The sequence below is a fragment of the Paenibacillus sp. JCM 9796 genome, assembly GCF_055379675.1.
This window is the reverse complement of sequence record NZ_AP043723.1, coordinates 4,279,760-4,294,359: the sequence shown is the minus strand read 5'-3', so window position 1 is coordinate 4,294,359 and position 14,600 is coordinate 4,279,760. Positions and strand designations below refer to the sequence as shown.

The following is a 14,600-nucleotide window of genomic DNA, read 5'->3' as shown; positions in this document are numbered from 1 at the left end:
TTAGTAATTGCTGATAACCTCTTTCATTGTATGAACCATAAAATCCAAATCCTCATCCGTAGACGAAAGGGGAGGAGAAAGTGTCAACACGTTATTGAAACCGGCAACGGTATCCCCATTCTTCCCTATAATTAGACCTCGCTTTTTACACGCTGCTATAATTTCCCCTATATTCGCAACATGTAGCGGTTCTTTTGTCTCCTTGTTCCGCACCATTTCAATTCCCATTAAAAATCCGAAGCTTCGTATGTCACCAACCTGAGGATGGTCCAACAGCTGCTGCATCTGCGTATTCAGTTTGTCCCCGAGCTGCCTGGACCGCTCGACCAATTGTTCTCGTTCCATAATCTCAAGGTTTTTCAAGGCCACCGCACAAGAAGCCGGACTTCCCCCGAAAGTGTTCACATGTCGAAAGTGGTTGTATTCGGTATTTTCTTTAAAGGCATCATAAATCTCTTTGCGCACGGCGGTCGCGGACAAAGGCAAATAGGCACTGGTCAAACCTTTTGCCATCGTAACGATATCTGGCTGTAAACCATAGTTCATAAATCCGAATTTTTGACCCGACCTTCCGAACCCGCATATCACTTCATCGATAATGAGCAGCACATTATGTTGTTTGCAAATACGCTGCACTTCATCTAAATAGATCTGGTCGGGAATAATGATGCCGCCTCCTGTAATCACAGGCTCCATAATGACCCCGGCTATCGTTTCCTTTCCTTCCCAGATAATCGTTTCTTCAATCTCGCGAGCGCACTGCAGATTAAAATCCTCAATCGTCATCCCTGAAGGGCGCCTATAGCTGTCCGGTGGACGAACATGTACAAACCCTGCCGCTAGAGGCTCGTATTTATATTTGCGCTGGGCCTGCCCCGTTGCCGCTAGGGCTCCCATGGAATTGCCATGATAAGCACGATACCGTGAAATGAATTTAAAGCGACTGTTCTCACCATTTTGCTGATGGTATTGTCTTGCGATCTTAAACGCAGTTTCATTGGCATCAGAGCCGCTATTGGAGAAAAAAATAACATATTCCCCTTCCAGCCATTCATTCAGCTTGGCAGCCAATTGAACGGCAGGCAGGTGGCTTTGGGTCAACGGATAATAAGGCATTGCGCTCAATTGTTCGTACGCCGCCCTGGCAAGTTCCTCCCGACCGTAGCCTACATTGACGCACCACAAACCGGACATCCCGTCTAAATACCGGTTTCCGTTCATATCCGTGATCCAAGAACCACTGCCGCCTGTAACAACCATAGGCGGCACCTTCTCGTTATAAGGTGACATAGCATGCCATAAATACCTTCGGTCTTGTTCAAGCACACCGTCGGATTCACTTTTCCGAAACATCTTCTCATCTCCTCGTATTATATTTTCAGAACCTTCTTTTCGACGAATTTCCAGTGAATTTTCAGTTGTTTCATGGGCGTATATCTGAATCCGTACCTAAGCCCGAAGGGCAAGGAGGGCAAGGAACGGAAGTCAGAGTCTGGAGTAAATTCGCTCTTTGACAATTCAATAAAAAATTCTATCAGGGTCTTGGATTTTTCGTGATGTTCCCGGACAATGATCTTGGGGTCATTTGGGGAAATTCGACTTTCCTCCTGTAGCTCGACTACATTTAAAGTCTGTTTCCCCAGCACTCGCGCTGAGCTTCTTACCCGCTGGCAGTTCCCTTTGGCAACCCATGCTCGAAGATAGCAGCTTCGAGGCAGCTCATGGACCAGAGGCAGTTCTCATAGGCGAGGGTGACTGATCGGCGAGCGCGCTGGGGGCATCCCGAAGAGTCCAATTCCCTGAATCCCCAATACAGAAGGGAGGGATCACCCTTGAAATTATTTGTCGGTATTGACGTCAATTCAGAAGAACTGGAAGCGTGTTTCATGAATTCAGAAGGCGATACGCTTGAAACGCTCAAAGTCGAAAACAATCTGCACGGTGCCTCGCATCTGCGCGACCGCATTCGCTGCTGCGGACAAGCTGCCGGCTTCTGAAATCCATATCGGCCTGGAAGCGACTTCGGTCTACAGCTGGCACCCCGCCATGTACCTGCATGAGGATGCCACGCTTCAAGAGCGGAAAACCAAGGTGTTCACGATTAATCCAAAGCTTATCCACAAGTTCCGGGAGGCTTATGCAGATCTGGACAAGACCGACCGGATCGATGCCTGGATGATCGCCGACCGCTTGCGCTTCGGCAGGCTGACCACAACGATCGTCATGCAGGAACAGTATGTGGCACTGCAACGGCTGACTCGCATGCGTTTCCACCTCGTCCATAACCTACGCGTGAGAAACAGTACTTCCTGCAGAACCTGTTTTACAAATGCAACGCGTTCCGTACCGAGGTTGACAGCTCCGTATTCGGCCACGCGAACCTGAAAATGCTCTCCGAGAAGTACAGCCTTGACGATATCGCAAACATGGAAGTCGCCGACCTGGCCGACTATCTCAGGGAGAAAGGGCGCAATCGTTTCCCTGATCCCGAACATGTCGCCAAATGCATCCAGAAGGCCGCTCGCGCCTCCTACCGTCTGTCCAAGGTCGTCGAGGATTCCATCGACCTGGTGCTCGGCACCTCGATCCAGGCCATCCGAAGCATCCAGAGCCAACTCAAGGAACTCGACAAAGCGATCGAACGCATGCTTGAAGGCATTCCGACTTCCCGGTGTCTGCGCTCGATCCCCGGCATTGACCGGGTCTACGCCGCCGGCATCCTGGCCGAAATCGGCGATATTGAGCGTTTCAGTGATCAAGCGGCCGTGGCCAAGTATGCGGGCCTCGTTTGGCGGAAGCATCAGTCTGGCCCCTTCGAGGCCGAGGATACGAAACGCATTCGTTCCGGCAACCGATTCCTTCGCTATTACCTGGTTGAAGCTGCCAACTCGGTCAAAAACCGCGAACCGGAATTCGGCGAGTTTTACCGGAAGAAATTCGCGGAAGTGCCCAAGCATCAACACAAACGCGCCCTCGTCTTAACGGCAAGAAAACTTGTGCGTCTGGTCGATGCGCTGCTACGCAACGGCCAACTGGATCGGCTACACTAAGTTGGACAGAAAAAATAAGGGCTTGTAGAATAAACTTATCATGCTAAGGAGCGGATTTCTACAATGCCCAAACAACCACGACGTACATTTACTTCAGAATTCAAAAAACAAATGGTGCAGCTCTATGAAAATGGGAAGTCCAGAGCAGCGATTGTGGAGGAATATGACCTCACAGCTTCTGCTTTAGACCGCTGGATCAACCAAGCTCAGACAACGGGCTCCTTCAAGGAGAAGGACAATCGCTCGTCAGAAGAAGAGGAACTGATTGCTTTGCGAAAAGAGAATCAGCGACTGAAAATGGAGGTGGATATTTTAAAGCAAGCCGCGCTGATCATGGGACGAAAGTAGCTATCATTCAGAACAACCGTGATAAATACTCGGTATCAGCAATGTGCGACGTCCTGCAAATCGCAAGAAGTATATTTTATTACGACGCCAAAGAACGAGCCACTGAAGATGATGTCACTGAAGCTATTGTGGATATCTTTCTCAAAAACCGAAAAGCCTATGGCACACGCAAGATCAAAGTGAAGCTCCATGAGCGCGGGTTCATCGTCTCCAGACGCCGCATTGGTCGCATCATGAAAGAGCAAGGGCTCGTTTCCACTTACACAGTGGCCCAATATAAGCCCCATAAATCGGCCTGTAACGAAGCGACGACGGTGAATGTTTTGAAGAGGGAGTTTGAGCAAACGGAAGCTAAACGCTTCGTCGTCAGTGATTTAACGTATGTGAAAGTCCAGAACCGATGGCATTACATTTGTGTGCTGGTGGATCTATTTAATCGAGAAATCATTGGTCATAGTGCAGGCCCGAACAAGGATGCTGCTTTGATTACCCGTGCCTTCGCGACCGTTAAGGGTGATCTGCGCCAGATTCAATGGTTTCATACCGACCGTGGCAGCGAGTTCAAAAATCAAAAAATGGAAGAGCTTCTGGAGACGTTTGAAATTGGTCGATCGCTAAGTATGAAAGGCTGTCCTTACGACAACGCTGTGGCTGAAGCCACATACAAAATCATGAAAACAGAGTTTGTGAACCAGATGACCTTCCAGAGTCTCCGTCATTTGGAATTGGAATTATATGATTACGTCAATTGGTTCAACAAGCATCGCATCCATGGAACCTTAGACTATATGACGCCTGTTCAGTATCGACAAGAAGCCCTTAAAAAAGTTGTCTGATTTTCTGTTGACAATCCACATTTCGTTGTATAACAAAACACTTGGCAGACTCTCCTTGATTTTTTCCCAACTTAATAGGCTGCACAACCTTTGAGCAACTCTTCAAAAAATAGGAGGCAATGGTTGAGCGTGTTCAGCGCACTAAGTTAATCCCCCTTCGGAATCACGTAGGAGTACTTGTCCCATGAAAAAAGAGCAGATCGCCCTCGCGATCTACCCGACACTTCTTTCACCGCTTCGCTTTATAAAACTCATGATACAGCTTCATCAGCGCCCTCTTCTCGATCCGTGACACATAGGAACGCGAAATCCCAAGCTCCTTCGCAATCTCCCGCTGCGTCCGCTCCTCGCCGCCGAGCTCCAGCCCGAACCGGCCGACGACAACCTCCCGCTCCCGCTCATCCAGGATATCGAGGTTGCGGTATATTTTGCTCTTCTCAATCTTCAGCTCGACCTTATCCGCAACATCGTCCGCCTCCGAGCCGAGAATGTCGATCAGCGTAATCTCATTTCCCTCCTTGTCCGTTCCTATGGGGTCATGAAGGGATACATCCTTCTTTGTTTTCTTCAGGGATCGTAAATGCATCAGGATTTCGTTTTCGATACAACGAGCTGCGAATGTAGCCAACTTCGTTCCTTTGTTCGGCGAGAACGACTCGATCGCTTTGATTAACCCGATCGTACCGATCGAGATCAAATCCTCCAAATCTTCCCCCGTATTATCGAATTTTTTGACGATATGGGCGACAAGTCTCAGGTTATGTTCAATTAACATATTACGGGAATGTTGATTGCCTTCAGACATCAATCGAAGATGCTTCTCCTCTTCCTGTTCAGACAACGGTTGAGGAAATGCATTATTTTTTACATACGATACAAGAAGCATCAAGTTTTTAATAAAGAAAGCAATCGCTGAGAAAAAACCAGGCACTCCACCCACCCCCTAGACGAGATTACTATCATGATATGAGGGCCTCTGCCTATCCGTGCCTGTACGTCATAAAAATTAACTACAGCTTATCGTCCTTAACCCTATATAGCACCAGTCCTCCACTTTGGTTGACGTAGAACGGTGTGTTGCAGTAACAGAGCCCATATATTTCCTATTATGTAACAATTCATTTATTGCGATCGGTTTATTATAAATGCAACCAAATTATATATAAAATAGTTCAAAATAAACACGTTAACTTTCATAACATCGTTTATTAATATCATCATATTAAAGTAATAAAGTTGCTTCTACAGACGGAAGATACTAGTCAAACCTTATACAGCCAGTATCTTTGCAGAGTTTTTATACACAATCCTTATCAAACTTATCCAAATCTATTGATATAAATTTATTTTATTAACTCTTGATCTTTATAGCATATAATGATATATATATTAACATTAATTTGTTATTTAATATAACATGATAGGGGTTGAAGTTATGAATATAACACTTAGTTGAACTACTACTACGTCGAACATCTATCATTTTCGCGAAAATATCACATGATCCAAACTACGTCTATTTTACGATCTATCAGGAACTTCTTATATTTACTTTCTAGTAATCGTATACATAATTTTGTTGGAGGTAGAATGATGAAACACTTTAAGTATGTTTTTCTTTCGGCCTGTACTGCGGCAACTCTTGTAGTCGGATCTTTGTCTGCATATGCAGCGCCCAAAGTCGCTACTCTACCCATCGCTTCCGTCCAATCGTCCGAAGTAAAGGAAGCTTTAGCGCAAAACTGGATTCCTAAAGCACTCCAGGAAAAGGCCGGTTCCTATTCTGCTGTAACGGAAAAAGATTTCAACGATGCACTGTTTGCCGCAAGTAAAGCCGCCGGAGCATCCTTGGACATGACTCTTTCACAAGCTGAGGAGTCTCTCTCCCGCGAGAAAGCGGCTTCCTTGCTTGATAAAATCATTAAAGTTCCTTATGCCAAGAAATTCGTTTACAACGATATTCCTCAGAACAGTCCATATGAGTCTTCAATTCTAAATGTCAGACAAGCGGAATTGATGAACGGCATATCATTCCCAATCATTCGGGTATGGAAAACCACTCACCAACGAAGACGCAGCCGTACTCGCCTATCGAGTGTACAAATACTTACTTCCTTTCACGCTTCCCGAGGCTTCCATAACAGAGATGCAGAAAGCGATGGAATCCGGCCGGTTGACATCCGAGGAGCTTGTACAGCAGTATTTAACCAGGATCGAAAAATACGACGATAAGGGACCTGCCTTGAATGCGATCCTTACGTTAAATCCTGAGGCGATCCATATTGCAAAGGCACTTGATGCGGAGCGTGCCGAGAGAGGGCCTCGGGGACCATTGCATGGCATCCCCATTATTGTGAAGGATAATATCGATACAGTGGATATGCCAACTACTTCCGGATGTATTTGCCTTGAAGGTGCGATGGCTCCGGATGACGCAGCACAAGTGAAAAAGCTGAAAGATGCCGGTGCGATTATTTTGGCGAAGTCGAATCTCCATGAATTTGCATTCGGATACACGACTGTAAGCTCTCTTGGCGGGCAGACATTAAACCCGTATGACCTCACTCGTGTACCTGGCGGCTCAAGCGGCGGCACGGGTGCTGCCATCGCAGCCAATTTTGCAGCTGTAGGACTGGGGACTGATACCGGAGGTTCCATACGCGTACCTTCTTCATTCAATAGTCTTGTGGGCATTCGTCCCACGGTTGGGCTTTCCAGCGTTGACGGCATTGCACCGCTTGCTCATGCGCAGGATACAGGAGGCCCGATTGCCCGCTCTGTCGAGGATGCCGCTTTAATTCTGAACGCCACAGCGGGATACGATCCTAATGACGTTTCAACGGCGAAGAGTGTCGGCTTTGTCCCTGAGGATTACACAGCATACCTTGATAAGGAAGGTTTGAAAGGCGCCCGCATCGGTATCGTCCGCGAAGTTTTCGGTACGAATCCCGAAGTTAACCAAGTAATGAATCAAGCGATCGAGGATATGAAGAAGGCAGGAGCCATTATTGTAGACGATGTGAAAATTCCAAACTTCGCCGAAATAAACAAATACGGAAGTTTAAGCGCTTGGGAATTTAAATTCAATTTCAACGATTATTTAAAATCCCTTGGTGCAGAAGCGCCATTCCATTCTTTGGATGATATCATCAAAGCAGGAAAATACCACCCTTCCAACGAGCAAATGCTTCAGCAGCGCAACAGTCGTGAATCATTGAATTCTGAAGAGTACAAAGATATTTTGCTTCATCGAACGAAGCTTGCGCAAGAAGCCATCCTTAAAATGATGGCGGACAACCAGCTGGAAGCACTCATTTTCCCGACATCAGCAAACCCGCCGGTTAAAATTGACAATACTCAAATGAAAGAGTATCAAAATATTGGTGAAGGTTTTAAACTCAGCTCCTTTACTTTCTGGCCAACCGTAACAGTTCCAGCAGGATTTACTTCGGATGGCTTGCCAGTGGGGATGGACTTCTTTGGCCGTGCCTTTAGTGAAGCGACATTGCTCAAACTAGCCTATTCCTTCGAACAGAACACGCATCACCGTAAAGCACCGGAATTGACGCCGTAAGCGGGTTATTGTTGCCCCATCTAGACTAAGAACTTTAATTCATAAGCGCACCCGATTTAGGCTAACTTAGCTTAAACGGGGGCGCACCCATATTATGGACGAGTATAGCGAAGACATCGAGCATGAATCCCAATATTCGCATAGGATTGGAGTCGGTTAGAACAGCAGAGTAGCTGTTATTACAAGAATTTTCTTTGACAACCGCGCTCGTATATGCTAAATTACTAACTATAAAACAAAGTAATTTCATAGGAATGCTGACCATATGGATGGAAGCCTTCTTCTCTCGTATTTTCATGAGAGTTAAGAAGGCTTTTTTTCATTTGGAGGTTGTATGCTTCCTCAATGGAGGTTAGTTTGATTTTTGGATTTGGTTTAATTTAAACAACTAAGAGATGGAGGTAACAATATGGCACAATCGGTAACACTTTATCCACTTGGCGTCGGAGATGCCTTCACTGCGCGACATTTTTTTGTGAACTGCTTAATCAACGTGGACGGTCGTGAGTTCTTCATTGACTGCCCGGCTTATCTAGGAAAAATGTTTCATTATAACAATGAGAACGGGGAACAGCAACTCGAGCTTAATCGTTATCGCGAGCTGTTCATTACTCATATGCATGCAGACCATGTCGGCGGACTCGAGGAACTCGCATACTTTCAGTATTACAAGACCGAGAACCCCGTTAAGCTCTATGGTCCAGACTGGCTGCTTCAAGACATTTGGTCTCATTTACGTCCAGCACTTGAGCCTTCTGTGCGTGAAGGAGGCGGGCTTGCTAACTTTGACTGGTTTTTTGACCCGGTTCCGATTGATCATTTCCATGATTTCGGGGACTTCAAAGTCAGCTATACCTACACGCGTCACGTCCCGCGAACGCTAGCTTTCAAATTCGACTTTGGTAATTTCAAGCTTGGTTATGCCCCGGATACAGGATTTGATCATAATTTAATTGCTTGGCTTAATGAGTGCGATTTAATCATCCACGATGCATGGTTCGGCGAAACGGAAGCATTAGGAGGAAACATTCGTAATCTTCACACGCCGATTGCTGATTTGTTAACACTACCAGAGGATTTTCAACGGAAAACGCTCCTGTGCCATTATGCAGACACAGCCTATAGTGACAGTACGGAGAATCCAAGCGAAGAGATTGGTGCCTACCGTTTATTACAGCAAGGAAAAGTATACAAGTTGGTATAAGGTCAGAAATTGCAGGTGATAGAGTCATTTATCCAGGTTTTACGTGAAGCGCCCCAATATAACCCTCACAGATCATCTGTGAGGGTTAATTCATTTCCCTGCTTACCCGTACACTTTTAATTTAAAGCTTGTTTCAGAGCTTTTCCTGCTGAGAAAACCGGAACTTTACCAGCAGGCAGTTCTATTTCTTGACCTGTTTTACGGTTTCTTCCCATACGCGCTTCACGATCACGTACATCAAAATTACCAAAACCATGGAGCTGAACGTCTTCACCTTGTTTTAAAGCATCAAAAATCGAATCCAACACAGAGGCAACCGCCATTTCTGCATTCTTTTTTGAAAAACCGCTTGATTTTGCGACTTTTTCTATTAAATCGTCTCGATTCATTCTTAACACCTCGCTTCATTTTAATATTATATTCCATTACACAACAGTACATGCCCCTTTCATCACTCTAGAGGGTCAACTCGAACAAAAGAAAAGCTGCTCCTACAACGTTAGGAGCAGCTTGATGCGCATCTTAATAAATTTTCGTAACGTTCTCAGCTTGCGGTCCGCGGTTACCTTGTGTCACATTAAACTGAACACGTTGACCTTCATCCAACGATTTATAACCGTCACCTTGGATCGCACTAAAATGAACGAATACGTCGTCTCCGCCTTCAACTTCGATAAAACCAAAACCTTTTTCAGCGTTAAACCATTTTACTGTACCTGTTTGCATTGTAGTTCCTCCAAAAACAAATTTGTAACATGATCATTTTCCGTAAAATAAAAAAAATTATACCTTGAAAATAATTCCATCATAAAATGTCCTTATTTGAGGCGCAACCTCATATTCGGTCCGATGAAAATAATATACATTTTGAATAAATAGGGATATAATGAATTGAAGTAAAGAAAGTAAAGAAAGTAAAGAACTTAAATTTTCCAAGCTTATACAAATATCTAAATCGCAGGAAACTAAAAGAAGGGTGAATAAGTTGGAAATTTCCAGAATCAGCAGTAAAGGACAAGTCACCATTCCCAAGAGCATTCGTGAATTATTAGAAGTCGATGCGGGGGATCGTATTCTTTTTATAGAGGAAAATGGACGAGCCTATATAACCAAAGCCAGCTTGGTTGCGCTCAATGATTTTCAGCTGACCATGGCAAGGGGTGCTAGAAATCAGGGGATTTCCAAACAGGAATTTGAAAATAAACAGGAAACAAATCAGGAGAATTCCTGGGGCAAGCCCAGGGATAAGAAACAGGTATGAGAAATGAAGAAGCGAAGATCAGAGATTTCTCGGAATTAAGGATTGGGAGGAAAGATAAACATGAAGGTGGAATTATGGTTTACGCCACAGGGACAGCAAGCGATCAATGAATTCGAAAACCATGAGCTCATCGAGTCCTTCACAAGGCATATGAAAACACTAACGAAGAAGTATATGGTGCTCACTTCGGTGCCCCTCGACGAGAATCAGGATATCGCTTCCGCGGGTGTTCTGAATGTGCTGGTGCAAACAAAATCTGTGGAAGTGGACATGTTTTTTCGCGAGTTGGGAAGGGATATGAAAAATCCGCTGAACAAACGGTTTGATGGCAAGCTGGGCAACATTTTCAAGGTGAAAGTGGTCAATGAAAAACCTTCGGTATGATGCGCCACCTCTCCATGCTAATCATGGGATGGTCAGTTACTACTCAGTTGGACCATTTGGAGATCCTAGATTTCATCTAAGATCTGTGATATAATAAATTATTGGTTTATATGGAAAACTAAGTCATGCCCTATAAAACGTATCGCGGAATTAAAGGGATACATTTTATAAGGTGTGATTTTTTTCTTTGTGCAGCTCAAAACAATGAATGACATGAGGTGATCTATCTTGTTCACACAAAATCAATGGCTTGACCATCAAATCGATTTTGATAACGCCATGTTTTTGAGAGTACCGGTTTCAGTTTGGCGCGGAAATACATGTATTGATTACGGCGGGTTTATTAAAAATCATGATATTGACGCCGTTTTTATCGCTGGCGATTATTTCCTCAAAAAGGAATTCGGCTTTAAGGTAAGATAAGCACTAAATGGGATGCTAAAGGGTCGTGCCCTAAAGTCGTATATCGGTGATTCGCCCCGCTAATTCCGGTATTCAGCCCTTCAAAGCCCTCGTACTTTCTAATGGCATCATAAGGGACCGACCCAAGTAAAATGTGTTCATAGCTTTTGGGAACTAATTTACGCATAAACTTTGCCCCATCCGCTGCCTTGTCAAATCTAAACTTGTCATTCGCTAAAAAGTACTGTCTGGCACACTGCAGAGCCGTTGCAAAAAAAAAAGAAATTTTACATCCAGACTGTCTAACCCGGTAACGGCTTCAAAATCACGTTCCAGATCATCCAAAATGGCTCTCGAATTACTCGCAACCTGCGCGACCCTGTCAGACTCCCGAATGATTGTATCCATATTTTCAAGGCGCATATTACTCTTCTGACCAATGAGCAGGAACTTTTAAGTAATGAGGTAATCTAGTATCTTTATTACCTTTAGCCGAGTTAACTTGAGCTTGAGTAAGAAAAATACATCCGGTAAGATTTGCACCTGATAAATCAGCATCTCTTAAGTCTGCACCAATAAAATCCACTTTTCTTAAGTCAGCCCCCCTCAAATTAGATGCAATCAACAATGCCCCTCTTAAATTCATACCTCGTAGGTTAGCACCTTTTAAATTCGCACCTATAAAATCCTTGCGTATCTTGCTTTTCTTATTACTTTGAATGAATTCTTTTCGAATTAATTCACTTGTTTTGAGTAATAAATTATTCACGATTTCTCTGTGGGCGGGTACATCTAAATTTAGAATATCTTTCGGATTAAGATTAGTTAGAGATAAAGTTTTATCAAAAACGCTTTGCAATTCATTCTGGATGGGTTGAGTTTCTTCTAAATCTAAAGCTTGACTTAAGTAGCAAAGCATCTCATGCAACTGTTGAACAATAGGAAATACTGCAAACATTTCCTTTGATAACTCTGGATTCCTTCGCCAATCATTACCTTTGAAAATTTCTTGTGAAACATGTTGTCCTGCACCAAAACATTCATAGGAAACACACCCATGAAAACCTTTATCTCTTAGATGTTCATGTATGCTACAACGATTATCTGGACACAAGTTACGACAAGGGACCCCGCCTTCTTTATTAAAAGCAAAATCTGCTGATTTTGTATAGGGTAATGCCACACAACATAACCCAAAACAATTTTCACAGTCAGACTGCAATTTACTATTCAAAAAACCACTTCCTAAATTAATTCTTATTATAAAGCCAATAAAATATAATTTAATTTTGCAATCAATAATAACTTAAATCTGTTCATTTTAAAAGCTCACAATCCAGCAGTACACTGCTCCATACTTATCCTCCGTAAAATAAAAAGGCCCACCTTGGTACGCATTGTTAAGAGGCGTGGTGGGATCTGTTGATCTCGTTTTACAGGAATTGGATGACAGCGTCAAAGTATGTACAGCATCGAGGGTAAGCCGGAAGCTGCATGCCCAGATTCACCAATTACTTCTTCATCCACGTATCTTCAGGATTCCAATCCAAGGCATTGGTTGTAAACATCCCGAGGTTCTGTACTTTAGGTGTAAAGGCGATACCATTTATCAGACTAAACGTTGGGAAACTAATGGCGTATTCATCAAAGACTACTTTTTGCAGTTCAAGAACTGCTTTTTTTGAGGATTCAAAATCAGGCGCGGTTCTTGCATCAGCCAGCAGCTTTTCTACCTTATCCGGGTGGATGATGCTTTTCGCATAAAGTGCTGCGTCCTTGCTCAACAATCTGTTCATCTGGACTATCGTACTAGGTGACAACACTCTATAACTCATAACCATCCCGTCCCACTTATCTCCAATCAGAGCGACCCACTTCGGAGTATCCACACTGATCACTTGAGCATCAATACCTACCTTGGCAAGATAGCTTTGAATAGCGGTCATTTCTTGTACCCTAGGTGCATCCGTTGTGATCTTCGTCTTGAAGCCGTTCGGATACCCTGCCTCCGCCAGCAATTGCTTCGCTTTTTCCGGATCGTAAGGAAATCCCTTCACATCCGGATTGTAATACTGGTGCGAAGAGTTATTCCATTGGTTCGTGGGGACAGCTAATCCTCTCAAGACCGAGTCGGCAATTGCCTTTGAGTCGACTGCATGCATAGCCGCTTGCCTAACCTTCACATTGGCAAACGGGGAATCAGGATTGGCGCTGTCAAACATTAGCCCAACACCTACTAAGGCCCCGGCTATCTTCTCATCCGAGCGGGTCACATATTTTCCTGACTTCTCCAACTCGATATAATCATCAGCATTCATTTGCGTAAAAACATCAGCTTTTCCAGATTTAAATTCAATTGCTGCCGTGTTTCTGTCATAAATAAGGGAGTACTCTATGGCATCCAAATAAGGCTTGCCATTTTGCCAATAGTTTTCGTTCTTCTTAAACTTTAAGGAAACATCCTTCTCCCAACTCACAAACTTGAAAGGCCCCGTACCTACAGGATTGTTGTTGGCCCACTCTTTACCATTCTTTGTAATAGCTGTGGGCGATGCCATCTTGACGTAATAGGCTACAGATTCAAGCAAGCTGTTATTCCATTCTACAAGATTCAGTCGAACGGTGTTCTCATCGATAACATCGATCGACTGTATACCATTGACCTCAGCTCGCTTTGCTTTCTGGTATTCTTCGATATTCCACTTCACGGCTTCCGAATTAAAGTCGGTATTATCGTGAAACTTGATCCCCTTCTTTAATTTAATAGTAATCGTTTTCATTTTGGGATCGGTTTGCCAGCTTTCTGTCAACCACGGTGTAATCTTTCCTGTTTCGTCATAGCGACCAAGCGTTTCAAACACAGGCTGAACAAAGTACAAATTGGAGGATACCCGTTGATCGGCCGGATAACCGATATTGGTAATATTGTCGACCCAAATCATTCTTAACGTGCCCCCATGGCTCGGTTCTGAACTCTTCAGATCATTCGATGCTTCCAGTTTAGAAGTTTCTTGCTTACTGGTTTCTTTGGTGCATCCGGCTAGTACCACGGAGATCAACAGACAAATTGTGAGGCTGGCATAGATAAGCTGAGCCACTCCTGACTTTTTTCCCATTTGAACGTTCCCTCTTTCGGTTTAAGTTTTCTGTGGATTTACGGTTCCGATATGCTGTTACCGCCAATCTTAACCCAGACACCGTTCAACAGACAGCAAGAACCTCCTCTCCGGCTAGAAAATGGGGGGATTTTGCAACATGGCGAGAATCAAGGTAATGCCGGCAGTACGCGCAGCCTCTTCGATCCAGCGGGACAAAGCGATCTCATCGAACGTGTATAAAGCGCTTACATTTTGAAGCGGATACACAGCAACATCTACTAGCGGCAATGGGTTCGAGGCAAAACCTTTCGTTGGATTTATGGTGGACCTATTCGTATGTTACTTCAATTACTTGTGAAATTGGTGTGTTTTTTTTATGAATATGTGTGCTTTTTTAATTTTATTGTTGTATCTACTTTTGCAGCGCAAAGAGGCTGCCTCGC

At 44.2% G+C, this 14,600-nt stretch carries 13 protein-coding genes and 1 pseudogene; 8 read left to right on the top strand and 6 right to left on the bottom strand.

Annotated features, from left to right (window positions below; all coding sequences use genetic code 11):
* Positions 1-1,353 carry an aspartate aminotransferase family protein gene (locus ACZ439_RS20720; protein ID WP_201318243.1) on the bottom strand — a complete coding sequence of 451 codons (1,353 nt, stop codon included), beginning with the start codon at positions 1,351-1,353 and terminating at the stop codon, positions 1-3.
* 479 nt (positions 1,354-1,832) lie between these two features.
* On the opposite strand from ACZ439_RS20720, the pseudogene ACZ439_RS20715 reads away from it, so the two are divergent.
* Both ACZ439_RS20715 and ACZ439_RS20710 read left to right on the top strand, forming a co-directional pair.
* Positions 1,833-3,050 (top strand): annotated as a pseudogene (locus ACZ439_RS20715) (IS110 family RNA-guided transposase).
* A 63-nt stretch (positions 3,051-3,113) separates the two neighbouring features.
* Positions 3,114-4,234, top strand: a protein-coding gene (locus tag ACZ439_RS20710) for an IS3 family transposase (RefSeq protein ID WP_464620104.1) whose coding sequence is annotated in 2 segments (ribosomal slippage) — positions 3,114-3,363 and positions 3,363-4,234 — 1,122 coding nt in all. Because the reading frame shifts where the segments join, the coding sequence is not laid out codon by codon here.
* 229 nt (positions 4,235-4,463) lie between these two features.
* On the opposite strand, the gene sigK is transcribed toward ACZ439_RS20710, so the two are convergent.
* Positions 4,464-5,165 carry an RNA polymerase sporulation sigma factor SigK gene (gene sigK, locus ACZ439_RS20705; RefSeq protein ID WP_330164460.1) on the bottom strand — a complete coding sequence of 234 codons (702 nt, stop codon included), beginning with the start codon at positions 5,163-5,165 and terminating at the stop codon, positions 4,464-4,466.
* A gap of 662 nt (positions 5,166-5,827) precedes the next feature.
* Between sigK and ACZ439_RS20700 the strand changes: the two genes are divergently transcribed.
* From ACZ439_RS20700 to ACZ439_RS20690, 3 genes are all read left to right on the top strand, one after another.
* Complete coding sequence (locus ACZ439_RS20700) at positions 5,828-6,466, top strand: hypothetical protein (protein WP_464620103.1); 639 nt, start codon at positions 5,828-5,830, stop codon at positions 6,464-6,466.
* Positions 6,381-7,808, top strand: coding sequence for an amidase family protein (locus tag ACZ439_RS20695; protein WP_464620102.1), 1,428 nt, complete (start codon positions 6,381-6,383; stop codon positions 7,806-7,808). The genes ACZ439_RS20700 and ACZ439_RS20695 overlap by 86 nt, the downstream gene beginning before the upstream one ends.
* A 409-nt stretch (positions 7,809-8,217) precedes the next feature.
* On the top strand, positions 8,218-9,012 hold the full coding sequence (locus ACZ439_RS20690; RefSeq protein ID WP_464620101.1) for an MBL fold metallo-hydrolase: 795 nt from the start codon (positions 8,218-8,220) through the stop codon (positions 9,010-9,012).
* Between the two features lie 116 nt (positions 9,013-9,128).
* On the opposite strand, the gene ACZ439_RS20685 is transcribed toward ACZ439_RS20690, so the two are convergent.
* The gene (locus ACZ439_RS20685) at positions 9,129-9,401 is read right to left on the bottom strand and encodes an HU family DNA-binding protein (RefSeq protein WP_127610806.1); all 273 of its coding nucleotides are present in this window, start codon (positions 9,399-9,401) and stop codon (positions 9,129-9,131) included.
* Positions 9,402-9,534: 133 nt separating this feature from the next.
* A complete protein-coding gene (locus ACZ439_RS20680; protein WP_054799707.1) occupies positions 9,535-9,738 on the bottom strand; it encodes a cold-shock protein in 204 nt (67 codons plus the stop codon).
* A 250-nt stretch (positions 9,739-9,988) separates the two neighbouring features.
* Between ACZ439_RS20680 and ACZ439_RS20675 the strand changes: the two genes are divergently transcribed.
* From ACZ439_RS20675 to ACZ439_RS20665, 3 genes are all read left to right on the top strand, one after another.
* Complete coding sequence (locus ACZ439_RS20675) at positions 9,989-10,273, top strand: AbrB/MazE/SpoVT family DNA-binding domain-containing protein (RefSeq protein WP_258313384.1); 285 nt, start codon at positions 9,989-9,991, stop codon at positions 10,271-10,273.
* A 60-nt stretch (positions 10,274-10,333) separates the two neighbouring features.
* Positions 10,334-10,657, top strand: a complete 324-nt coding sequence (locus tag ACZ439_RS20670; RefSeq protein ID WP_155613801.1) for a hypothetical protein — start codon at positions 10,334-10,336, stop codon at positions 10,655-10,657.
* Between the two features lie 228 nt (positions 10,658-10,885).
* On the top strand, positions 10,886-11,080 hold the full coding sequence (locus tag ACZ439_RS20665; RefSeq protein WP_054799706.1) for a hypothetical protein: 195 nt from the start codon (positions 10,886-10,888) through the stop codon (positions 11,078-11,080).
* Positions 11,081-11,483: 403 nt separating this feature from the next.
* On the opposite strand, the gene ACZ439_RS20660 is transcribed toward ACZ439_RS20665, so the two are convergent.
* Together ACZ439_RS20660 and ACZ439_RS20655 are read right to left on the bottom strand one after the other, a co-directional pair.
* Entirely contained in the window at positions 11,484-12,293 is an 810-nt protein-coding gene (locus ACZ439_RS20660; protein ID WP_464620100.1) for a pentapeptide repeat-containing protein, read from the bottom strand.
* A gap of 277 nt (positions 12,294-12,570) precedes the next feature.
* Positions 12,571-14,175, bottom strand: coding sequence for an ABC transporter substrate-binding protein (locus ACZ439_RS20655; RefSeq protein WP_464620099.1), 1,605 nt, complete (start codon positions 14,173-14,175; stop codon positions 12,571-12,573).
* Positions 14,176-14,600 lie beyond the last annotated feature (425 nt).